The organism is Paracoccus litorisediminis, from assembly GCF_009711205.1.
Lineage (GTDB): Bacteria > Pseudomonadota > Alphaproteobacteria > Rhodobacterales > Rhodobacteraceae > Paracoccus > Paracoccus litorisediminis.
Window position 1 is genome coordinate 175,392 of record NZ_WMIG01000005.1, and the last position, 21,617, is coordinate 197,008.

Annotated in this window: 23 protein-coding genes and 1 pseudogene; 5 read left to right on the plus strand and 19 right to left on the minus strand. The window is 63.6% G+C overall.

The window, feature by feature from the left end:
- Positions 1-49: 49 nt before the first annotated feature.
- The 10 genes from GL300_RS12300 to GL300_RS12345 all read right to left on the minus strand — a co-directional run bounded on the left by GL300_RS12300 (position 50) and on the right by GL300_RS12345 (position 11,152).
- Entirely contained in the window at positions 50-3,070 is a 3,021-nt protein-coding gene (locus GL300_RS12300) for a DEAD/DEAH box helicase family protein (protein ID WP_155039927.1), read from the minus strand.
- Positions 3,067-4,845, minus strand: a complete 1,779-nt coding sequence (locus GL300_RS12305; protein ID WP_155039928.1) for a phospholipase D-like domain-containing protein — start codon at positions 4,843-4,845, stop codon at positions 3,067-3,069. The genes GL300_RS12300 and GL300_RS12305 overlap by 4 nt, the downstream gene beginning before the upstream one ends.
- Positions 4,842-5,951, minus strand: a complete 1,110-nt coding sequence (locus GL300_RS12310; protein WP_155039929.1) for a DUF6361 family protein — start codon at positions 5,949-5,951, stop codon at positions 4,842-4,844. Before GL300_RS12310 ends, GL300_RS12305 begins: the two co-directional genes overlap by 4 nt.
- A gap of 156 nt (positions 5,952-6,107) precedes the next feature.
- A complete protein-coding gene (locus GL300_RS12315; protein WP_155039930.1) occupies positions 6,108-6,485 on the minus strand; it encodes a hypothetical protein in 378 nt (125 codons plus the stop codon).
- Positions 6,486-6,568: 83 nt separating this feature from the next.
- Positions 6,569-6,973, minus strand: a complete 405-nt coding sequence (locus tag GL300_RS12320) for a hypothetical protein (RefSeq protein ID WP_155039931.1) — start codon at positions 6,971-6,973, stop codon at positions 6,569-6,571.
- Positions 6,970-8,280: a recombinase family protein gene (locus tag GL300_RS12325; RefSeq protein WP_155039932.1), complete on the minus strand. Its 1,311-nt coding sequence runs from the start codon at positions 8,278-8,280 to the stop codon at positions 6,970-6,972. The genes GL300_RS12320 and GL300_RS12325 overlap by 4 nt, the downstream gene beginning before the upstream one ends.
- The gene (locus tag GL300_RS12330; RefSeq protein WP_155039933.1) at positions 8,277-8,732 is read right to left on the minus strand and encodes a DUF2924 domain-containing protein; all 456 of its coding nucleotides are present in this window, start codon (positions 8,730-8,732) and stop codon (positions 8,277-8,279) included. The genes GL300_RS12325 and GL300_RS12330 overlap by 4 nt, the downstream gene beginning before the upstream one ends.
- Positions 8,733-8,937: 205 nt before the next feature.
- Entirely contained in the window at positions 8,938-9,411 is a 474-nt protein-coding gene (locus GL300_RS12335; protein WP_155039934.1) for a hypothetical protein, read from the minus strand.
- A complete protein-coding gene (locus GL300_RS12340) occupies positions 9,408-10,310 on the minus strand; it encodes a helix-turn-helix domain-containing protein (protein ID WP_155039935.1) in 903 nt (300 codons plus the stop codon). The genes GL300_RS12335 and GL300_RS12340 overlap by 4 nt, the downstream gene beginning before the upstream one ends.
- Positions 10,311-10,453: 143 nt before the next feature.
- The gene (locus GL300_RS12345; protein WP_155039936.1) at positions 10,454-11,152 is read right to left on the minus strand and encodes a hypothetical protein; all 699 of its coding nucleotides are present in this window, start codon (positions 11,150-11,152) and stop codon (positions 10,454-10,456) included.
- A gap of 180 nt (positions 11,153-11,332) precedes the next feature.
- Between GL300_RS12345 and GL300_RS27085 the strand changes: the two genes are divergently transcribed.
- On the plus strand, positions 11,333-11,467 hold the full coding sequence (locus GL300_RS27085) for a hypothetical protein (protein WP_281353124.1): 135 nt from the start codon (positions 11,333-11,335) through the stop codon (positions 11,465-11,467).
- A gap of 178 nt (positions 11,468-11,645) precedes the next feature.
- Here the strand turns inward: GL300_RS27085 and GL300_RS12350 are convergent, their stop codons facing one another.
- The 4 genes from GL300_RS12350 to GL300_RS12365 form a co-directional block, all read right to left on the minus strand.
- Positions 11,646-11,888, minus strand: coding sequence for a hypothetical protein (locus GL300_RS12350; RefSeq protein WP_155039937.1), 243 nt, complete (start codon positions 11,886-11,888; stop codon positions 11,646-11,648).
- A gap of 40 nt (positions 11,889-11,928) precedes the next feature.
- On the minus strand, positions 11,929-12,663 hold the full coding sequence (locus tag GL300_RS12355; RefSeq protein WP_155039938.1) for a thermonuclease family protein: 735 nt from the start codon (positions 12,661-12,663) through the stop codon (positions 11,929-11,931).
- A gap of 131 nt (positions 12,664-12,794) precedes the next feature.
- Positions 12,795-13,907, minus strand: coding sequence for a hypothetical protein (locus GL300_RS12360; RefSeq protein WP_155039939.1), 1,113 nt, complete (start codon positions 13,905-13,907; stop codon positions 12,795-12,797).
- A 69-nt stretch (positions 13,908-13,976) separates the two neighbouring features.
- The gene (locus GL300_RS12365; RefSeq protein ID WP_155039940.1) at positions 13,977-14,411 is read right to left on the minus strand and encodes a hypothetical protein; all 435 of its coding nucleotides are present in this window, start codon (positions 14,409-14,411) and stop codon (positions 13,977-13,979) included.
- 159 nt (positions 14,412-14,570) lie between these two features.
- Between GL300_RS12365 and GL300_RS12370 the strand changes: the two genes are divergently transcribed.
- Positions 14,571-15,602 carry an AraC family transcriptional regulator gene (locus tag GL300_RS12370; RefSeq protein ID WP_155039941.1) on the plus strand — a complete coding sequence of 344 codons (1,032 nt, stop codon included), beginning with the start codon at positions 14,571-14,573 and terminating at the stop codon, positions 15,600-15,602.
- Between the two features lie 37 nt (positions 15,603-15,639).
- Here the strand turns inward: GL300_RS12370 and GL300_RS26680 are convergent.
- Positions 15,640-15,810, minus strand: a pseudogene (locus GL300_RS26680) (IS3 family transposase); the annotation flags it as partial.
- A gap of 98 nt (positions 15,811-15,908) precedes the next feature.
- Between GL300_RS26680 and GL300_RS12375 the strand changes: the two are divergent.
- Positions 15,909-16,070, plus strand: coding sequence for a hypothetical protein (locus tag GL300_RS12375; RefSeq protein WP_155039942.1), 162 nt, complete (start codon positions 15,909-15,911; stop codon positions 16,068-16,070).
- Between the two features lie 54 nt (positions 16,071-16,124).
- On the opposite strand, the gene GL300_RS12380 is transcribed toward GL300_RS12375, so the two are convergent.
- From GL300_RS12380 to GL300_RS12390, 3 genes are all read right to left on the minus strand, one after another.
- Positions 16,125-16,298, minus strand: coding sequence for a hypothetical protein (locus GL300_RS12380; RefSeq protein WP_155039943.1), 174 nt, complete (start codon positions 16,296-16,298; stop codon positions 16,125-16,127).
- A 193-nt stretch (positions 16,299-16,491) separates the two neighbouring features.
- Entirely contained in the window at positions 16,492-17,628 is a 1,137-nt protein-coding gene (locus GL300_RS12385; RefSeq protein WP_246195162.1) for an MFS transporter, read from the minus strand.
- Between the two features lie 10 nt (positions 17,629-17,638).
- Positions 17,639-18,520 (minus strand): sugar phosphate isomerase/epimerase family protein, encoded by an 882-nt coding sequence (locus GL300_RS12390; RefSeq protein WP_155039945.1) that lies wholly within the window; start codon positions 18,518-18,520, stop codon positions 17,639-17,641.
- 195 nt (positions 18,521-18,715) lie between these two features.
- Here GL300_RS12390 and GL300_RS12395 point away from each other — a divergent pair, with 195 nt between their 5' ends.
- Both GL300_RS12395 and GL300_RS12400 read left to right on the plus strand, forming a co-directional pair.
- Positions 18,716-20,305, plus strand: a complete 1,590-nt coding sequence (locus GL300_RS12395) for a GMC family oxidoreductase (RefSeq protein WP_155039946.1) — start codon at positions 18,716-18,718, stop codon at positions 20,303-20,305.
- A gap of 21 nt (positions 20,306-20,326) precedes the next feature.
- Entirely contained in the window at positions 20,327-21,205 is an 879-nt protein-coding gene (locus GL300_RS12400; protein WP_155039947.1) for an alpha/beta hydrolase family protein, read from the plus strand.
- 33 nt (positions 21,206-21,238) lie between these two features.
- On the opposite strand, the gene GL300_RS12405 is transcribed toward GL300_RS12400, so the two are convergent.
- Positions 21,239-21,616, minus strand: a complete 378-nt coding sequence (locus GL300_RS12405) for a VOC family protein (RefSeq protein WP_155039948.1) — start codon at positions 21,614-21,616, stop codon at positions 21,239-21,241.
- Position 21,617 lies beyond the last annotated feature (1 nt).

Genomic DNA, 21,617 nt, shown 5'->3' on the forward strand with positions numbered 1-21,617 from the left:
CGTTGTCGGGCTACCGCTGCATATCATGGTCATCGCACCGCTCCCCAATTCAGGCCGCCACCGGCGGCGCGAGGCGGATGAGCAATTGCTCCCTCGCGACCTCGTCGAACTCCGCGGTCTCCAGCATGGCCAGAAGGTCCGACTGTCGGGGCTGGCCGAAGGCGAGGCGATAGAGCGCCGTGGTCCGAAGAAGCCAGGTGGCACGCTGCGCCTCGCGCGAGAGCGGGGGCAGCGGCAGCACGGTCTCGATCTCGACCGGATCCGGAGCATCGCCGGCGTAGAGCCAGTGCGGGCGCAGCCCAAGCCGGGCTTCGCCGCGGGTATTCATCTCGGCCTCGGCCGCGGCGATCATCGCCGGCCAGGCAGGACCCTCAGCATCGCGGGCGGCCATGGCGTGATTGGTGGCGATGTTCAGGCGCACGGCGTGGTTCAGGAAGCGCTGCACCCGCCCCTCGCGTTGCTCCATGTCGACCGGGTTGCCGGGCAGGTTCCAGTGCCAGAGCCGGTGGCAATAGAGATGGAAGTCTAGCCCCTCCTGCCCGACCGAGGTCGAGGCCAGGACAAAGGGTCGGAACGGCGAGTTGAATGCGTCGCGCAGGGTGTCGATGCGCACGCCGCCGCCGTCCTGATCGCGGGTCGCATTGGCGGCAAAGCGGGCGGCGAGATGCGAGGGCATGCTGCGCCGCGAGCGCCCCTCGTCGCGGAAAGGATCGTGCAGGGTGATCGGCGCGGTGCGCAGCCCGATAGCCTCGCGCATGCGGCGGGCAACGCCATGATGCGCAGGCTCGCCTTCCTCCCTGGCTTCGACAAGCTTTCCGCCGGTGATCTGGAATACATATTCATCGAGCACGGCCTGAAGGTCATGTTCGGCGCAATAGTCGAGCACGCGGGACCATGCCCCATCGCTGCCCTCTGAGAGCAGCAACGGCCGCACTTCGCGGTGGTTGAAGAGCGTGAGGAAGCCCATCGCCACCTGCGCCGCCATGAAGGCCCGCTGAGGCGCTGGCAGGTCGGCATGGCGATCGAGAGCGCGCAGCAGGCAGGTTGCCGGGCTACCCAAGGCGACGCGCGCGAGGAAGCGGATGGTTGTCGTGCTTGCGGCTGCCTCGGACAACTCAGGATCGCTCGCAATAAAGGCGTCGAGGCAGACCGCGGCCGCACCGGTTTCCTCGCGGGCCGAGCCTTCCCTGAGGCCATCCCGGATCGCCGACACCCAGCCGGGCTCGGAAACGTCGAGACGGGCCAGAGCCTCCCAGGCAGCTTGTCCTTTCGCCTCGGGAAGCGGGGTGTCGGCAAGTGCGCCGGCGACCAGCTTCTCGGCTTCTGCCTGCATCGCCGCCGGTGAGATTTCCCCATGTTCCCGCCAAATCCGCAGCGGGTCCACTATACGGGCGAGAAAGGCCGAGGGGTAGAGCAGCGTCATGACATGCATGCTGGCCCCGAGCTGCTCGGGATTGGTACGCAAGCGCAAGAGCGGCGCCTCGCGCTTCTTCGGCGGGCCTTTCAGCCCGCGCTCGTGGCGCAACTTGCGCTCGGCCTCGTAGGAGACGAGCGCCGCCACCGCCTCGGGAACCATCTGCCAATCCGAAAATATTAACGTCTTGGTGAGCCGCCTCGCGCCTTGCAGATAGGGCAGCGAGGGCGGCAACCAGAGCCTGCGATGCAGGTCGGTCTGATCAAGCGTCTCCTCGATCAGCGCCCGCATACGACCGTTCCCGGGCGGTATGCGCTCGAAACGCTGACGCTTGTGCTCAGACACCATGGCGGGCTTGCCGGTCGAGGCCAGCGCGGCGCGTTTCGGATATTCGCGGATTTTCTTCGCGAGGTCGTAATCGCCCATGAAGCTGAAGAGATAGGGGGCCGATTTCCAGTATTCGACGGCGCCGTGCCCCCGGATCGCCTTCGCGACCTGATGCACCGCCTTGGCCTGGCGCAGGTCCTCGGCCTCGACGGGAACCGGCAGGATCCGGCGTCGAATGCCGGCATCGCCGCTGTCGCCGGCCACGCGCTCATTGCGACTCATCACCTTGCGTAGCCGGGTCTCGACGGCTGACCGCGCCTCAGCCGCTTGCGGGGTATGGCCCTGAGCGAAGTCCCGCAGGTGGTCGCGGAAGCACCGCATCTCCTGGCGCAGGGCCTCGGCGGCGGCTGGTCCTTCTTCGCCATAGAGCACCGAGATGGTCTCGAGGAAATCGGCATGGTGATCGCCTGCCGTCGGGTCATCGCCATTGAGCGTCAGCATCCGGTAGGGCGTCGCCGAGAGAAACAGCACGCGGGCGCCAGCGGATTCCGCCTGCAGGAAGGTCCGCATCAGGGCCTGCGCCTCGCTGTCGCCCTCGGTGAAGAGGCTGCGGAAGCGCTGGAACTCGTCGAAGATCACCAACTTCGGGCGCAGCGAGCTCAGCGCCTGTCGCGCCAGCCGCTGCAGCAGGTCCTGAACGATCGGGCGGCGCGCGTCGGGGTCGTCCAGGTTTGTGTTTCGGATACGCTCCTCGATACCGTTGGCGAGCAGCAGATCGGCAATGGCGGCGCTATCTACCGCGCCGGAGGGTTGGACCCGTTCGAGTTGGTAGGCCCATCCCCCATCAGACCGCACCGGATATCGCAGCAGATCGTCGAGCAACTCGCCGTCGATGCGGTGCTGGAGCAGCTTGCGGATCAGCGCCCGCTCGCGAGCCAGACCGAGCCCACCGGATTTGTCGAAACTCGTCGCCGGAGTGAGTGCGATAAAATTGGCCGCCTTCTCGCGCAAGCGGGTTGTCGCATCGCAAAGCAGGGTCAGGCGGGTGGCCCGGACCTCGGCCTCGCCCAGGACATTGAGTAGTCGCAGGTTCTGCCGGGCAATGGCGCTGTTCGAGCAAACATAGATGATATCGGCGCGCTCGCCCTCGGGCAGGCGCGACAGGATATGTGCGACCACACCTTGCGCGACCCGGGTCTTGCCCAGCCCGACCTCGTCCGCCACCAGAAAGCGCGGCGCGCCAGCATCGAAACGGCGCATCACATAGTCCACGGTGGCGCGCTGGAAGGGCTTCAGCCCCGAAAGCAGCGGTTGCGGATCGAAGCTCATGCCGCCTTCCCCAATGCCGTCTTGAATTCGCCCCAGAGGGTCAGGAAATCCTGCATCATGTCGCCGCCAAGATCGCGGCGCATCAGGCCGACGACGCGGTCGAGATCGCGCAGCCGTGCCGGGCCATCCTCGGCGAGATAGGCGGCGAGCAGGGTCTCCAGCACCGGAGGTGCCGGTCGGGCGCTACCCGCCCCGCCTCCGCCTTCGCTGGCAGCCCGCATCATGCCCTCGATATCGGGGCGCTGTTCGAGCATGGCCGCGACGAAGCTCAGGAACTGCTCGGGGGTCCGGACGATGTCCGAAAGCAGCGCCTGCAGTCGTGCATCGCCCTCGGGCAGGCCCTCGGCCTCGAGCTTGGTCACGAAAGCCGCCCGTTCGTCCTCAAGGCCGCGCAGCTCAAATTGCACGAATGTGGTCGCGTCCGCGAGGCGCACCGAGCCGAGATCCCAAGGGCCTGCGGCCTGCAGCAAGACCCCGGTATCGCGCGTCACTAGCTGGGCCCGGACCTCCGTAATGCCCGGCAGATCGGGCAGCGCCAGCGCCAGCAAAACCGAAAGGCGCTCTTCCAACGGGGCGAAACTCAACTTCGGGGCTGCGGCAAAGATCGCATGGCGTGCGGCACGTACGGCGTCATCGAAGCGCTTCGCCGCAACCTCATCCTCGCGCAGCTCGCGCGGCGTCCAGTCCTGCAGCAAGGGGCCGATCCCCCCTGCCCCAAGGATCCCCGTGCCGTCGAGGCCGATGCCGCCAATACTGGCCGTCCGCCCGCGCAGGCTGGCGAAGACCTCGATATTGCGCGGACCATTCACCCCGAGCCCCGCCGATGTGGCATTGCCCGAGCCGAGCGTGATCACGGTATCCTCGCCCTGTTCGAGGACATAGAGCTTGGCATGCAGCCCGGCGCGCTCCTCGGCGGAGACGGTGGCGTCGGGATCGGGTTCCGGCTGGCCATGATCGGCCAACGTCAGGCAGCGCGGCAGCGTGCCACGCAGCCCGGCCAGCCAGTCGTCGCAGGCGACCAGTGCCTGAATGCGATCGCGGCCCAGAACCCCGAGGCCTGCATCGTCGCAGAAGGGCGAGATCACGGCCAGATGCCCTCGGCCCGGCCGCCAGAGATCCTTGGCCTGCGCCTGCGGGTGATGGGCATGGAAGAGCGGCAGCGAGAAGCCGGGAACGCGGTCCCATCTGACATGCGCCAAGCCGTCGCGCAGGCCAAGGAGATGGGCGTTCTTCCGGATCGGCAGCCAGTCGATCAAACCGACCAGCGGCGCGTTGGCGCGCTGCGGCTCGAGCTTCTCCTCGCCCTCGAGCCGCAGCGCCACATCCCAGGAGCGATCCCGCGTCAAGTTGCGCGACATCATGATCAGGCGCTGCCGCATCGGGCCGCCGTCCTCGGGAGCAAAGCGCAGGAGCCAGAGCTTGGGATGGAAACTGGCACCCTTCGGCGGGCTGACCTCGGTGACGAGCCCCTCGAGCAGGCTGACCAGCGCCGTTCGTTTGCCTGCGGGAGGATGGATATTCCCGGCCTCGACAAAGATCGTCACCCGATCCTCGAGGCGGCGCATGGCGGCGAGCGCGGCCAGGGGGCTGGCCAGCAGCTCTTCGCGCTGCACCCCGCCGCGGAGGGCCAGCGAGACCGGCACTGTCAACGCGGTGAGAAAATCCATCGAGAACGTCGTGCCGAGCGCGGCCTCGAGGCGGTAGCCCTCGGGCGGTAGGAGCGCCTCGCCGAAATCGACCCTTTGGGCGGGGGCAAATGCCGTGTCAGCCTTCATGCCGCTGCCGCCATGTCGTCGAGATAGCGACGCACGAGATCCCAGCGATAGCGGATCCGCCCGGAACCTGAATTGCCGCTCCAGATATAGTCCGGCTCGAAGCGCAGCCGGGCGCGGCTGCCCTTGGTCTCTATCTCGCGTCGCGCGATCAGCGCGCGGGCCCCGGGGCCATCGGCCTCGCGCATGACAGCGATCCAGTCATCGATGAAGCGCAGGGTCGGCAGTCTCGGGTTGAAGCCCACCAGCGCGCCCTGTTCGAACAGCGGCGCGATCAGTTCTCGGGCGGAAGTGGCGAGGCTGGACCGTTCACGCCGGCTCCACTCAGCAAGCGCCTGCGCATGGTTCTCGCGGGATTCGTGGTCGAAATGCTCGGCCAGCATCAGGTTGTAGGTCAGCGCCGCGCCATGCATCGTTTCCGCGAAAGCCAAGGCATGATCGAGCAGGCGCTGCATCGCGGACGGCAAATCGATCGCCGCCACCGATGCCAGATCACGATATCCGTTCAAATTGCGAGCCCGGGCCATGAGGTAACCCAGCAGCGTCTCGCCCTGCCGGATCGCCGAGCAGCGATCGGTGATCCAGTCCGCCTCGTCACGGGTCAAGGTAAAACCTCGCGTGTCGTCCTCGTCGATCCTCGGAGTCTCTTCCCAGCAGGTCTCGCCTTCAGCCATGCGATCGAGCACCTCACCGATCCCGGCCCGGGCAAGTGCTGGGCTGCGGATGCCCCAGAGCCCGAGGCCACCCCAATAGACCGCGCTCGGCATTCGCTTCAGTTTCTCGCCCGCTTCCGAGCCAATTAGAAGCCGTGTATCGGCCTCGGGCAGCGCCTGCAGACGGGCGATCAGCGCCGCCTCGCCTTCACGCAGCCGCGCCTTGCGGTCGCCGCGCTTCAGATCAAGCTCGCGGAAGATCTGCGGCAGGAACAGGAAATAGCGCAGCCTGGTCTGCACCGTGCTGGTGCCGGGAAACAGCAGATCCGAGAAGCCATCCCGGATCGCGCCGAGGCCGAGTTCATCTCGCGCCTCGCTGTCGCTCAATGCCCCGATCAGCGTCTGGACCGCTTCCGCCTCGGCCTTTCCAAACGACACCCAACCCAATGCAGACAAATCAAAATTCCCACATACGCCACTGGCCTCCTGCGGTCCGTGGCAAAAGAAAAAACCCTCCCGGCACCCTATTCGTGCCGGGAGGGTTCTTTCAAGCCGCGGCGTCTGGGGTACCCTAGCACGTCGCGCAGATAAGCAAGGGCGACACATACCCGCCTACTGGTCTTCCTCACCGTCAAAGGAGGGTGCGTAAGCCTTGATTGCCCGCTCGACCAGTTCGGCCAAGGAGATGCCCTCGGCCTTGGCGAGGCTTTCGATCTTGATCCGCGTGCTGGGTCGGGTGCGGATCGAGATCTGGTCCGTACGCCGCTCGGGGCGCGGCGGCGGTGCCTTGCCTGCGCGCTCTCGTGCAGCCCGGGCCTCGACCTCGGCGGCGATCGCGGCCTTCTCGGCTTTCTCTGCGGCCTCTCGCGCCTCATCGGCAATGCGACGGATGCGCTCCGCCTCTGCCCGATCGCGGGTGGCTTTCGCCACAGCTTCAGTGACCAGATCTTGCGGATCCACGCCGCGCGGGGCTTTAAACTCATCCGGCATCACTTCGTCCCTCGTCAGATTATTGGTTTGAAAGATCAGTGGCCGGAACAGGTCGTGACCCCAGCCAATCGGATGGTGCAGCTTCAGTGCACCGTCACCGTCGCAAATCCCAGCAAGATCCGCTGAGCGCCCCACTCATCCGGGAAACCCTCCTGCAGCTTGGCAAGGCTGATCTCTGGACCGTGCCGGCCATCGAGGATGGCCTCGACGATATCGGGTGCAAGCTGCGTCAGCCGCAGGATCCGGGCGACATAGCTGAGAGCGATCTTCTCGTGACCTGCAAGATCAGAGACAGTGGCAAACTCGCCCCGATCCAAGAGCCGCTTCCAGCGAAAGGCCCTGCCCAGTGCCCGGACCAGCGCATCATCGGCCTCGCGGCGCAGATGCGCGTCGGGCGGCAGATGCATTTCCTTCTTGCCGCCGCGCTTGACCAGCCTGAACGGGACCTGCAGCACAAGTGTCTCGGGAACGGACATGTTGCGCCTCATGCTGCCTGCTCCATCCCGCCAGCCTGCACCTCACGGGCGAAACCGGGCAGGCCATCGACGCGGAGGTGAACCTTCAGACCGTCGGTCCCGATATCGACCCGTTCAACGAGCAGAGCGATGATCCGGGCCTGTTCGACCGGGAAAAGCGCGTCCCAAAGCGGATCGATGCGCTGCAACGCCGCGATGACCTCGGCCTCGGTGATGCCCGCGTCCTGATCGCGCAGGGCCTTGAAGGTCCCTGCCACGATCTCGGGCTGCCTAAACACCGCGCGCAGCCGCGCGATGACAGCCGCCTCGATCTCACCCGCCGGGACCCGGCCGACCGGGCAGGCCCCTGCCCCGTGCTTCAGGACCGTTTGGCTGGTGTAGTAGCGATAGAGCCGTGCCCCCTTGCGGGTATGGCTGGGTGAGAAGGCCGCACCGTCCGGGCCGAAGATTAGACCTTTCAACAAAGCCGGGGTCTGGGCGCGGGTCCGCGCCGCGCGCTGGCGCGGGCTTTCCTGCAGGATGGCGTGGACTCGGTCCCACGCCTCCCGGCTGACGATGGCGGCATGCTCGCCCGGGTAGCTGTCGCCCTTGTGTAGGGCCTCGCCGAGATAGGCCCGGTTGGACAGCAATCTGTAGACAAACTTCTTGTCGAAGGCATTGCCGCGCGAGGTCCGGAGGCCACGCTTCGCGACCTCCCGTGCCAGCTCCGTCGCCGATCCCAACTCGGCAAAGCGGTCGAACAGCCAGCGCACCTCGGCGGCCTTATCGTCGACCACGACCAGCTTGCGGTCCTTGACGGTGTAGCCATAGGGCGGCACGCCGCCCATCCAGATCCCCTTCATCCGCGAGGCCTTGACCTTGTCGCGGATCCTTTCGGCGGTGACTTCGCGTTCAAATTGTGCAAATGAAAGCAATATATTCAGCGTCAAACGGCCCATCGAGGTCGTCGTGTTGAAGCTCTGCGTCACCGAGATGAAGGTGACATTGTTGCGGTCGAAAACCTCGACCAGTTTCGAAAAGTCCGTCAGCGAGCGGCTCAGCCGGTCGATCTTGTAGACCACGATCACATCGATCAGCCCGTCCTCGACATCGGCCAGCAGCCGGGTCAGCGCCGGGCGCTCGAGGGTGCCGCCCGAGATGCCGCCATCGTCGTAACGCTCGCGCAAAGCCACCCAGCCTTCGCTGCGCTGGCTGGCGATATAGGCCTCGCAGGCCTCACGCTGGGCATCAAGCGAGTTGAATTCCTGCTCCAAACCTTCTTCGCTCGATTTTCTCACGTAGATGGCGCAACGCAGCTTGCGCGGGATAGGCTTGCTCATGCCGACCTCGCGCGATGGTTCTTCAGGCCGAAGAAGACCCAGCCGTTCCACCGCGTGCCGGAGACGGCACGGGCGATGGCCGAGAGCGAACGATAGGGTCTGCCCTGCCATTCATAGCCCTCTTGCGTCACGGTCACGACATGCTCGACGCCCTGCCATTCGCGGATCAGCCGCGTCCCTGTGATCGGCTTCAAGCCGGCACGGGCATTGGCCTTGCCATTCTCGCCGCGATCAAAGGCATCACTTAACGCCTCGAGGCGACGCAGCGTCGCGGGCGGCAGGCCTCCGTAGGTCAACTCCTGAATTCTGAAGGCCAGCCGCGCCTCGAGATGGCGACGACTGAAGGGCGGCGGGACGCAGTCGAAGAGTTCCACCCACTGGGCCTTCAGTTCGGCCATCGGTGCGGTCTTCAGCGCGGTCAGGCGCGCAAGGACATGATCATTGGAAATCATTGAAATATCTCCCTTTACCCCAGCCACTACCGCTCTGTTCGAACCGGATGTGTAGTCGGAAAGTCGCAAGCCTCAAGAACTGTCTCCGTATTGCGGCTTTCGCGGGCGCGCAGACGGATCAGCCCTGCGCCGAGCAGGCGGCAAAGCTCGAGGCGGCGTTCCTTCGGCGACATCCGGACGACGGAATAGGCGTTTGCGCCACGGGTCATGCTACCGCCCCGCAAATCATCAGGGTCGGGTCACGAGAGATTTTAAAATGAAGCTGAATGAGGCGGCCGTGATGGCCGCCTCCTCCCTGCCCCGCAGCAAGCAAGCCTAACGGCACGTGTTCAGTATCCTGAACACCATCGGCGAAAACGCGGGTGCGCACCCGGGGTGCGAGCCCGGAAAGTGCGCGTGTGACTGGAGTTTTAGCGGAACTATGCCCACCGCATACAAAGATACGCCGGAAGGACCCAAGAGGCGCGCCCGGAACGTCGAAATTCGCGACGACGATCTGAGCGAGAATGATGAGGAACCATACAATGGGCATGGGGTTCGTGACCAGCCCTCCGATGCGCTTTCCGAGGACAATTTTCCAAAGCAGAAGTCGAATGTGATCGGCAATCGCTCGCCGGCCAGAACTGGCCTTTTCCCGCTGCTTCGAGGCCGACGGTCCACCATCAGATTTCGCGCTCATAGGGTTTTCTCCTGAGCGGCCTGCAGGCGCTGGAGCGCATGATCGATGCCATCCACCTGCAACTTCGGCACGTTGACCTCCAGCGCCTTGCGCATGCGCGAGCGGCGCTTGGCCGCCACATTATGGATGGCCTTCTCGAAGTATTTCCACGTCCGTATGAGGGGGACCTTTCCCTCGCTCTTTGCCTTCTCTGCCAAGACGGGGAGGATATGGTGCTCAAGCTCGAGGCCCTGCTCCAGCCATTTCAGCAGCAAGGCAAAATCGTCGATCAGAAGCTGCATGTTCTCCGCAGTGGCCCAATCGCCAAGCGCTTCGAAGCACTGCTCGAGCATCCTGTCCTGTTGAATGGTAATAGTAGGTTTTAGAATGCTTTTGTTCTGGTCGGACGCGCCTGCCACCTCGGGCGGAATCTCAGTCCGTACCTGGGCACGGAGCTGCATCCACTGGAGCTTAGTGTCGGGCGTTTCCTTGACGTAGCGGCCGAGCTCCGGATGACCCGCCTGAGGAATGAGAATACGGCCAGGCCACCCGGTAAGCACGACCACGTCCGTCAGCTGACCGCCATTCGGACCCATCCGACCGATGCGGCGGATCAGGCCAATCGCTTCGAACTCCTTGAGCACCGTACGCACACTGCGATCACGACAGCCGGCTTGCGCGGCAAGCGTCTTCTGGGCGCACCAGCTGGTGCCAAACCGATCGGCGTGACGGGTCAGGACCAGCAGAACCGACTTCTGGATCGGGCGAAAGACCGGGACCGAATGCGCCCATTTCGTGGCCTCGAAGTTCAGCGGATCCTTCTTCTTCGGCCGACCGATTTTGGGGATCTGCACAATCTCTTTTCGTTCGCCACCAAAACCGGTGCCCTTCCGGTCGTGCCCGCTGTCCCAATACTCCATGGGTTTCCTCTCTGTTCACGACGGCAATCGGTGCCGCCCTCCCTTCGAGGTGTCAGGTTCCGGATCGTCAAAATAGATCGTCTAAATTGCCCTGAGTTTAGAATATTCACGATGCTGCTTGAACTGCCGCCTCGGGCCGCTGCTCACTGCGGATCGGAGCTGTCCAACTCCTTGCGGATCCAGGCCGCGACCAGATCGTTTGCCGGCGATTTGATTTCGGGGTGGGTTGCTCGCAGAATTCGGATCAGTTCGGCTGCTTCCTTGTGAGCGCCGTCCTCTCCGCGCACGGCATAGAGTGCTTGGCCGGCCTGCAGCCGCTTCCTATACGCATCAATTATAAAGGCGTGGGCTTCGGAACGCGGTCTGCCCACTGCTCGTTGCTTGCCGTCACGTTGACGCCCGACCAAGATCTTCATCGACCCTGTAGCCGATCCCGACACCATGCTTTCGCGCAATGAGGCAATCTGTAGCTCGTCCCAATGAGACCGGGGAATCTGGCGATAACCATCACCAAGTGATCCCGTCACGGCATAGGCGATGAGGGCACCTGACCTGAGGCCGTCGATGAGGGCTAACTTGTGATCATTCTTAGCGTTGGCGACAGCGTCGCGCGCTGCTCGCAAAGCCTTCCCCCGCGCGATCTTGGCTGCCTCTATTCGTCTGGGATCTGTCTCCGGCCAACGGTGACCGCCCGGCGGGGCACGAAACTGCTTTTCGAGATCACGCTGTTGCGCCTCACACGCTTGTACGCTCTGCAATTCGGCGGTCAGGTACTCCCGCATCGCAGACAGAATATCGAGGGCTCCTTCGGGTGGCACCGGGAGAACGGGGGTAGGCGACATGTGTGCATCCGTCCTTGTAGTTCAAACGGATATGCATCTACGCCATGGCTGCGGACTTGTCTCCCCTGCCGCGATTGGCGCAGGAAGATAACTGCTGACCCGCGCGGCGACCCACCGCGTCACCTTGCCGCTGGCGTAGTCCCCGTACCGCCCAGCGCCAACGCGTCGGAGACCGGGCGCTTGAATACTGGCGGGTATTTCTTCTGGCATCCGACCAGGCGACGCCGCAGCAATGACGAAACCATCGTCTGGGAGCTTTCCGCCCTACTGGGAAACATCTGGTTCCGCATCAATGTCGACCGCAACACCTACTGAGCCGGGCGACAGGATGTGACCCCCTTACCGGGTAATGATCGAATCATTCCCACAGCTTCCGAGGGCAGTTCTGCATGAGTATCGTTGACAATTTACAACCTCCCCCCACGCCCGGAGCTCGCTCAAACACCGCCCCGTACGTGAAGCTTTCCACTATGCGGCCGATCGCGAAGCCGATCTACCTGCCATATTCGCGCAATTGCGCGAAGTGCATCCGAACCGCAAGCTGCACGAACGGGCCGCAAGGCGACTCGGGATGCAGCCGGGCTTCTTGCGCGCCGTATTGCACCAGACGGGGTTGACCGTCATGGCGCGCAATGTCCGTCAGGCCACCAATGTGAAGGAGAGCGTCGAACTCTTTTCCGAGGACGTCATCTTTTACACGCTGGTCCGGATCGAATTCCGGGGTGGCATACAACAATGCAGGTCCTAATGCGGCTACCGCGACGCTCCGTGGTTTTTCACATACCGCCAGCGGGCCGCCACCCGGCGGATATTGCCTCGGCTTCACTACAAAACCATCGTTCGCCGCTGCTTGGGTCGATTTGGGTCTTCGCGTACCAGGGCGACCAAGGCATGTGATAGATGCGTTCACCCGATTTGCTGCTGATATTGCCCTTGATGGGGCAGTCGGTGGGTGCCTGCGCATCCGACTTCGACCAGCGTGTGTGCCGGTATTCCCACGCCGGTATTGCTTGGCCACTCCAAATTCCGACGCCACGGGCACGCGCCACATCCTCCTGAGGTACATATGTGCCGCTGTATCGTCGGAAGGCCCAGGCCAGCCCCTCTTCAACCAGAGTGGCACCGAGGTCCACGTTCCCCTTTCCAGTCGTACAGCTTGCGATAACCCGACTGTAATCGTCGACGGCACTGGGCGCACAGCGGATGTGTCGGTCTGCGATCAGGGTGGCTAGCCGACGGGTGGCACTTCGGCCGCATCGCCATTCTTTGCCTGACCCATCACGGCATGTCTGACCAGATTCGGGGGCGTCGATTCCCTCGATGCGGATCCGGATGACTTTTCCGTTCGACCGGATGTCGAGCGTGTCGCCGTCGACAACCTTTGCCGGACCTTCAATCCGGGTCACCATCATCACGCCGTCAGCTTTGGCGGCATTTGCACCCATCGCGGCGGCGGCGATGCCTAGCGTACAAACTGCGGTTGCGAGGTTGGAAAAAATACTACGAAACATGTGGAACCTTGTTTGGGCGAGGTCGCCTTGGCACCGTCAACGGCCTTACCGTCGCCGGGGCGAGCTACCTGGGGGGCTAATATTTCCTCCCCCCGGCCGGAGCCCGGGGGGAGCAGTCCTGCAATGGCCTCCTATTCCCCGGCCACGAGATGGATTTTGCTACCCTGGGCCGTGTCGGCCTCGTCCTCGCGGACCTTGGCGTTGCGTTCCGGGGTCGTCGGGCGTTCCAGAGGCTTGTGCTCGTCCCGCAGCAGCGGCTCGAACCCGAGCGCCAGAGCGAGGAACAAGAAAAGCAGCGGCAGTCCATCTATCGCCAGGCCGGCGATCCAGCCGGGTGCCGATGCGCCGAACATTTGCGCACGCGTGGCTTCGCTCGGGGATTGCGGAACGAACACCGGAACCTCGGTCTTGCCGTCGGCGGGACGCAGTTCCCGAGCCTTTGCGGTCAGGTCGGCCGTCTGGGCGTCGAGCCTCGCGGTGCGGTCGGTCGAACTCACAGTGATAACCCCGGTCGAAGCCAGAATGCCGTCCGGCGCCGTCACCATGCCGTCGAGGGAGGCTACCGCCGACCCGACTTCCTGCGTCGCGGCGAGGAAAAGGGTCTGGTCTCCTAGGGCGGCGGCGGATCGCAGGCGACCGACCGCATCGAGTCCTGTCCGGTTCACCTTATCCGCCTGATTGACCTGCTCCTGCAGCGCACTGGCTGATCGGCTCCAGCTATCACCAAAGGTTTGCAACTCGGCGCAGCGCATCCCACAACCGGATCCGGTGCCAAACTGCCCCCCGGCTTCCTGCTCTGCCAGGGCACGGTAGCCCGCGGCAGAGGCGCCGGTCATTTGAACCAGAGGCTGGGCCCATGTCGCTTGCTCATGGGCCTCTGCGAGGGCGTCAGTATAACCGGTAACCTGCCTTGACAGCTCGGCGCGGACTGCTGCCGTGCCGGTCAGCGCGGTCGCGATGGATTGTGCCGAGGCGGCAAGGGCAAGGGCCGCCAGAATGATGCCGCCGGCGATCACGACGGTAAGTCCCAGAAGGCGCCGCGTCTTGGCGGCGGCACCGATAAGTACGTGCCAGGTGATGCTGAAGCCGACGGCGACAACGACCCCGGCGACAAGGGGAACAAACCAACCCGAAGCCGGGTCAGCGGCGTGGAAACCGCTTGCCACGCCAATCGCAGCAAATGCGGCACAGATCACCGCAGCCAGCTGCAGGGCTCGCACCGAGCGGGCGAGGTGAGTATTCATCATAGTCTCCTTGGTTGAGGGAGGTTTATTGAAGCAACAAGATGTTGGATTGGGTCCGAGACGGCGCGCTCAGGTCAGCGCCGGGCTTCCGGCAACCGTGCGGCTTCGGCCCGCGGTCGCTTTCCCCGGCACCAGCATGACGTAGAGGCTGAAGACGACAGCGATCAGACTGAAGATGATGTTCGCCGTCACGTTGATCGCGGTAAGCACGCTGCCGACAATTGAGACCGTGTAGTAACTGACGACAACGAAGGCCACTGGCAGGCCCAGATCCCGTATCCGCTGCGCAAAGACAAAACCTCCGGCCACGGTACCGAACAAAAACAGAAGACCAGCAAAGATCAGCCCGAAAGCCCACGTAGACGGTCCCTCAACCGTCGCGATCGTGGCGCCCCCAAGAAGGCCGACAATCATGATTGCCGTGATAGCGAGGATATGGAGGAAATAGGAAAGACGACCGCGCGACAGAGAGGTCGAGAAGACGGAATTCAGATAGTTCGACATTCAGGCCTCCTTTGGATGGTGACACAGTGACAGGGCTGTTCCCCGCGCCACCAATATGGTCCGCAAGCGACTGAAATAGTTTGTGGACAGTGCCAAAAACTTGCTTGATCAAGCCAAAGTGCCTAGACTGACGGAAGAGAGCGTCGGGGCGGTCACCTGATGTACGAGCTTCCGTCTGCCTGGATCATGCACGCCGCCGAGCAACTCGGAGCGAATTCGGCCGCGATCCGGGGGGCCCTGCAGTCGGCTCGGTTGCATCCGCAATTCCTGTCAGATGACCATGAGCGCGTGAGCGATCGGAAATGCATCGACTTCCTGGAATGCGCGGCAAGTCTGACCGGGGACGATACACTTGGGTTGAATTTGGGGAAAAGTTACGACGTTCGGCGGTCGGGTTTGGCGACCTATGTCTCGATCTCGGCGAAGACCTTCCGGGAAGGCGTGCTGCATGGGCTTCGCTATGTGAGGTTGGGCGACACCAGTGCCGACATCGAGTTGAAGGAGCTGGGCAACGTTGCCACGATCCGGCTCGACAGCAAGAACCCTTACTTCCGCATGCATCGGCAAGGACCGGAGTTCAGGATGGCGTCCTGGTTTATGGCTGCCCGCCAAATGGTTTCCGAGCGGTTCCAGGCGGTCGAAGTCCGTTTTGCTCATCCAAGGGCGTCGTCTCGTGAAGCGTTCACACGATTCTTTGGTTGTCCCGTCGCCTTCAACGCCGAGGCGACCGAAATGTTGATCCAACCGGCATCCCTTGCACTGCCAATGCGGCGTGCGGACCCACACCTGCTTGCGCTACTTCAGCGTATTGGTGACGCCTTGCTCTCTGCCCAATGCTCAGAGAAGACCGCGCTTCGGCTCGACATTGAACGTCTGGTTCTGGGTGCGCTACCAAAAGGTGGGCCGCCAGACATCGCCCAGATTGCCATAGCGGTCGCAATGAGCGAACGAACACTCGCGCGAAAGCTGCAGGCCGAGGGCACATCCTATCAGGGACTGGTCAACGACGTCCGACGGGATGCAGCAAAAAGCTACTTGGCCGACCGCTCGTTCTCGATCAGACAGGTGGCCTATCTCCTTGGTTATTCCGAGCAGAGCAGCTTCACGAACGCCTTCCGTCGCTGGACAAACCAGACACCGCGAGCCTACCGCGAGGCGAAGATACAAACCTTCAAGGCTTTAATGGTGTAGACGCACCTGAGCTGTTGCCGGTTTTGTGGATAGCAAGTTAAGCTAGCATAGCGCGGGCTTCGAACTCCATGGGGCCGATGTAGCCCAGTTTTGAGTGGCGCCGCCGCAAGTTATAAAAGCGCTCAATGTGCTCGAAGAGGTCAGCACGCGCTCCATTCCGGGCTGGGGAGACTTTGCTGGCCGACCGTTCGAACTTCAGCGTTGAGAATTCGACAGCGCCGCAGCGTGGCGCAACCACTGGCTGTCCCTCACCGCCCGGATCACAAGCTCCAGCCCCTCCAGCGCAGAGTCCGCGTGCCGGGGGAGATGAAGCAGGCGCGCATCGCGGATCTTCCAACGCCGCCTGCGCTGGTCATCGTCTCTTATCTCGCATTGAAACAGGGTTTCGAGCGTATCGGTCATCCGCTGGGCGCGGCGATGCGAGACTCCGTACTCATCCGCAATTTCATCCAGACCGACCCGTCGTAGCGCGCCGCAGCCATCTTCCTGAGGTAAAGCAGGCCATGGGCCATGCCAAACGACTCAGCTGTCCTTCAGGAACTTGCGCAGGTTGTCGCGGGTCCAGAGTTTGCCGGTACGGGTTCGCAGCCCCATCTCGTTCAGTGCGGCCGCATCTGCGCCTTGCTCCTCCACCGCTTGCAGGATCCCGACGCGATGCTGTGGCTTTGCCGCGATATGGGCCTCGTTGTCCGGCATCAGGGCCTATGGGACAGATTTGGTTGATTGATGGCGGGAGGATTTCTGGCTCATCGTAGCTTCCAAGGAAGGAAGATGAGCAAGAAATCCGTTGATCAGAAATGCGCGGCCAATCGTTTCGTGAGAGACATTCGCCGAGCGGCGAAAAAGATCCGAGCGACAGAACACAAGAGCATTGCCAACGATCGATAAATCAACTGAGTGCCGCTTTGCCGTAAAACATCATTGCGGCGACTCCTAACAGGACCATCGTCAGGCTGATCTCCAATGACGACGCCTCGGCAACAAAGCCGATCAGCGCGGGACCAAGCAGAATGCCTGCATAGCCCATTGTCAGAACGCGAGAGAGCGATCGCCCGCCATCCGTTGCGCCTAGTCTGCCCGCGGACGAGAAGATCAGCGGGATGATGTTCGACATGCCAAGCCCGCACATCGCCAGCGCCACGAAGGCCGCAACGATGCTGCCTGACAGTAGTAGGCCCGCGAGAGAGACCGTCACAAGCGCAGTTCCCAGCGCGAAAAGCCGCATCGGCCCCAGCATCTGATTGGCGCGGTCACCGACCAGCCTCCCAATCAGCATGGCCGCCGCAAAGACCCCGTATCCCGCTGCTCCCGTGCTTTCCGTCGTCCCGAGCACCCGAACCAGATAGATGGCCGACCAGTCCATGATCGCACCCTCGGCAAGAAAGATCACGAAGGCCAAAAGCCCAAGCCGCAGCGCCCGCGGGCCTGGTCGCGCGGCCGCTGTCCCGTGATCATGGGCTGCCTTACGCTCACTTGTGGGCGACATGCGCTGGAACGCCACCAGGGCGATCACGACGATGGTACATCCTGCGGCAAGCAGGATCGCAGCGCCTCCGATCCCTGCCCTTGCCAGCGCTGCATAGACCATGGCCCCAGCCAGCGTGCCGCCGCTGAACATTGCATGCAAGGCCGACATGATCGGCCGCTTAGCCCGCGCCTCGAGATCGGCGGCATGGCTGTTCATCGAGACGTCGAGCGCGCCGAAGGCCGCACCGCAGAAGCCCGCGATCAGCACCGCCACTCCGAACTGAGCCGCGGCAGCGACCAAGGCGACCCCCAATCCGAAGAGGCCGACCGCAAGCACGGCGAGCCGCTCGGCCCCGATGCGCGAGATCATCTGCGGCGTGCGGTTCATCGCAAGGATAGCGCCCGCCGCAAAGCATAAGAGCACCATTCCGATGCCGCTTTCGTCCAGCGCCGCGCGGCGACCGAGTGCGGGAAGGTTCGCCCCCCATGTGCCGATGCCGAAGCCCCCGGCAAGGAAGCATGCGCCAAGGGTCAGGCGCGCCGTCGGATAGCCAGTCAAATTCAGTGCCTCACAGGACCAGATCTTCGAACAATGTCTTCATCTCTGCAGCGACCCGGAAACTGTCGTCCTGATGCTGCCTGCGGCAGAATAGCTCGCCACTCCACCACCCGACATAGCCGGTTGATTTGACCGCATCCACCCATTCGCGAAGATTCAGCGCCCCCTTGCCGGTCGGCACGTCGCGCAACACGCCCTCGTCCGGAAGGCCGCCGGGATGGGGATGAGAGTCGCAGAGATGAATACCGTAGATCAGGTCCTTGTCGATCCGCGCGACATCTTCCGGCGTGTCGCCCGAGGCATAGCAATGCCAGAAATCGACCACCATTTTCAGGTTTGGACGCCCAGCGCGGTCGAGCAACTCCAGTTGGTCCACGATCCTGTTCAGCGGACACCATGCGAGCGCCTCGAAGTAAAGGATCAACCCGTTCTCGGCCGCCATGTCGGACAGACGGACAAGGTTGGCTGTGGTGATGCGCATCTGCTCGTCTCGCGTCAGCCCAAGAGTGCCGCGATAGCCATCGACCGGCTGCCCCTCCGCATGAGCTCGGACCGCCGCCAGCGAAACCGGCCCGGTGATCGCCTGTACGCCCTTAGCCCCGGTGAGTTTGGCCAGATGGAAAAGGGCCGCGGCATCCTGCATCAATGCCGCATGATCCGCCCCGTGCCGTTCAATGTCCAATAGGAAGCCGATGCCCGGGATGTTGAACGGGCGCAGGCGCTCTGCAAGCTCGGCTTCTGACCAGCCTCCGGCAAGGAAAGCGCGCATCTTGGCCGCCGAAAGCTCGATCCCGTCATAGCCCAGATCGCGCGCAAGCTTCAGGTCCATGGTCATGGTCGCATCCCGCGCGATCAGGGAATGCAGGATAATCTGTTGGTCTGATGCGGTCATGCCGTCCTCCGGTTGCAATGTGTCGGCCAAATCTCGCGCCCACGCGCGCTGCCGGCAATTTCGCAGCACCCCGAATACTGACGCACTCTGACGCAATTCACGCATCTGGCTGCGTCAGGACAATGGGGCTTGCGAAATTGCGGCATGCCCCCCGCATCCGCTTAACTCTGGAACCAGAGCGAAAGGATGCGCGGGATGACAGAGGCGGATTACATCATCGTGGGCGGCGGATCGACCGGTTGCGTCATGGCCTCGCGCCTTAGCGAGGATCAGGGCAGCGAAGTCGTCCTGCTTGAGGAAGGGCCGCGCGATCGCAGTCCGTGGATCCATATCCCCGGCGCCTATTACAAGACCGCGCAAGGCCCCCTGCTGAAACGCATGCCGTGGGAGCCGACGGATGCCCAGAACCGCGCGGAACAGCCGACGATGGTGCAGGCCAGCGTGCTGGGCGGCGGCTCCTCGGTCAATGCGATGATCTACATACGCGGCAATCCCGATGATTACGCCATGTGGGAAAGCCTTGGAGCAACCGGCTGGAACTATGGCGATGTCCTGCCCTATTTCCGCAAGGCCGAGGCGAACAACCGTTTCTGCAACGAGGCGCATGGCATGGACGGGCCGCTTGGCGTCTCGGATATCGAACGCATCCACCCGCTAACCCGCGCTTGGCTGCAGGCATGCCAGCAAAAGGGGTTGCCGCTGAACCCGGATTTCAACTCTGGCGATCAGGCGGGCTGCGGGCTTTACCAGATCACGGCGCGGGACGGGCGGCGCAGCAGCGCGGCGGTCGCCTATCTGAAGCCCGCGAAGAAGCGGCGAAACTTGACGATCACGACCGGGGCAAAGGTGCTGCGCGTCCTGACCGAGAAAGGTCGCGCGGTGGGCGTCGAATATGTCATGGCTGGCAAGGTCCGGACCATCCGCGCCCGGCGCGAGGTGATCCTGTCGGCCGGCGCGATCAATACGCCAAAGCTTCTGATGCTGTCGGGGATCGGCCCCGCAGGCGAGCTTACGCGCCACGGGATCGAGGTCGTGCATGACCTGCCCGGCGTCGGCCAGAACCTTCAGGACCATATTGAGATCTCGCTGATCTATCAGCTGAACGGTCCCCACAGCTACGACAAGTACAAGAAGCCTCACTGGAAGGCGCTTGCGGGCCTCAACTATCTGATGTTCCGGGATGGTCCGGCGGCGTCGAACCTGATCGAGGGCGGTGCCTTCTGGTGGGCTGATCGCGCCGAGAAGCATCCCGACATGCAATATTTCATGGTCGTGGGCGCCGGGATCGAGGAAGGGGTCGAGGCGGTGCCGGGTGGCAATGGCTGCACCGTCAACCTTGGCCAGATCCGACCACGCTCGCGCGGGGAAGTGCGGCTGAACAGCGCCGACCCCGCCGCCCATCCACGGGTGATCCCGAACTATTTCGGCGATCCCCATGACCTTGAGACGATCACCGACGGCACGCTTTTCGCGCTGGAGGTGATGGAGCAATCGGCTATCAGCCGCTATGTCGCGCGCCGCCAACTGCCCGAGGCGGGACCAATCTCCCGCGATCAGGTGCGCCGGTTCTGCCAGACCGCTGCCCATGCTGCCCTGCATCCGGCAGGCACGTGCCGCGCGGGCCGCGACGAGATGGCCGTGGTCGATCCGGAACTGCGCGTCCACGGGATCGACGGGCTGCGCGTCGCCGACGCCTCGATCATGCCCACGCTGATCTCGGGCAATCCCAATGCGGTCTGCATCATGATCGGCGAGAAGCTCGCCGACATGATGCGCCGCGCCTGACACCCAACAAGGAGAGAGCATATGACCCTGAGACTTGCGGCCCTTGGCCTTGCGGCACTGTCGGCCACGATGGCCGTGGCGGGTGAGAAAACCGTGACCGTGGAGCGCGCCGACAAGCGGATCGCGGGTATCCTGACCCTTCCCGAGGGCGCGGAAAATCCCCCGGTCGTTTTGATGCTGCACGGCTTTACCGGCTCCAAGAACGAATTCACCGTCGCCGGAACTCAGACCGGCCTTTTCACCCTGATGGCAGAGGAACTTGCCAAGGCCGGGATCGCCTCGCTCAGGATCGACTTTGCCGGGTCGGGCGAAAGCTCCGGTAAGTGGGCGAACACGACCTTCTCGGGCCAGATCGCCGATGCAGTGGATGCCTTCGACTATCTTCAGGCATTGCCGGGCGTCGATGGACATCGCATTGGCATCCTGGGCTACAGTCAGGGCGGGCTGGTCGGCGCGCATCTAGCCGCCGCCCGCCCCGAAACACGTGCAGCGGTGCTCTGGGCGCCCGTCGCCAATCCGATGGCGACCTATGCGACAATCATGGGCGCAGACAAGGTGGCAGAGGGCCTTGCCGCCACCAGCGACCATGCGGTGACCGCCGATCTGTCATGGGGCGGCCAGACTACGCTGAACGGGGCCTTTTTCCACGAATTGCCCGAGACTTCCGCGGCGGCTGCGCTTGCGTCCTATCCCGGACCGCTCAGGGTCATCGCCGGCCGGAACGAGACGATCGTGGCCCCGCAACCTTACGCCGCCCAACAATTGCTACGCTACCACGCCGGGGCCGAGGACCTTGTTCTGCTGGAATCCGACCACGATTTTGGGGCCGGGACGTCGGACGCGTTGGTCCGGGCCGAGCTTGCGCCACGGACTGTCGGATGGTTCCGCGACAACCTGTGACGGGATGCGGGCCCGACCGGGCCCGCGTCAAAATCAAACAGTGATCTCGATCAGAGTGCCGTCGGGGGCGGCGACTGTCGCCTCGAAATAGCCGTCCCCGGTCCAGCGTGGGCCGGACAGCAAAAGCCCCATCGCGGCAAAGGCCCCCGCCTTGTCGCGAACCGCCTGCTCGCTGCCAAGGGCAAGGGCGACATGCGCCCAGCCCTCGGCCTCGGGCGGGGCTGCCGCGATCCAGGGACCAGTCATCAGTTCGATCCGCGGCCCCTCCGGCAGGCTCAGGAAGACCGAGCGGAATCCCGGCCGGTTGCGGCTGGCATATTCGGCAGAGGCCGTGGCGCCGAAATTTCGGCACCAGAACTCGACTGCACCCGACAGATCGCGGGACCAAAGTGCGACATGCTCAATCCGCATC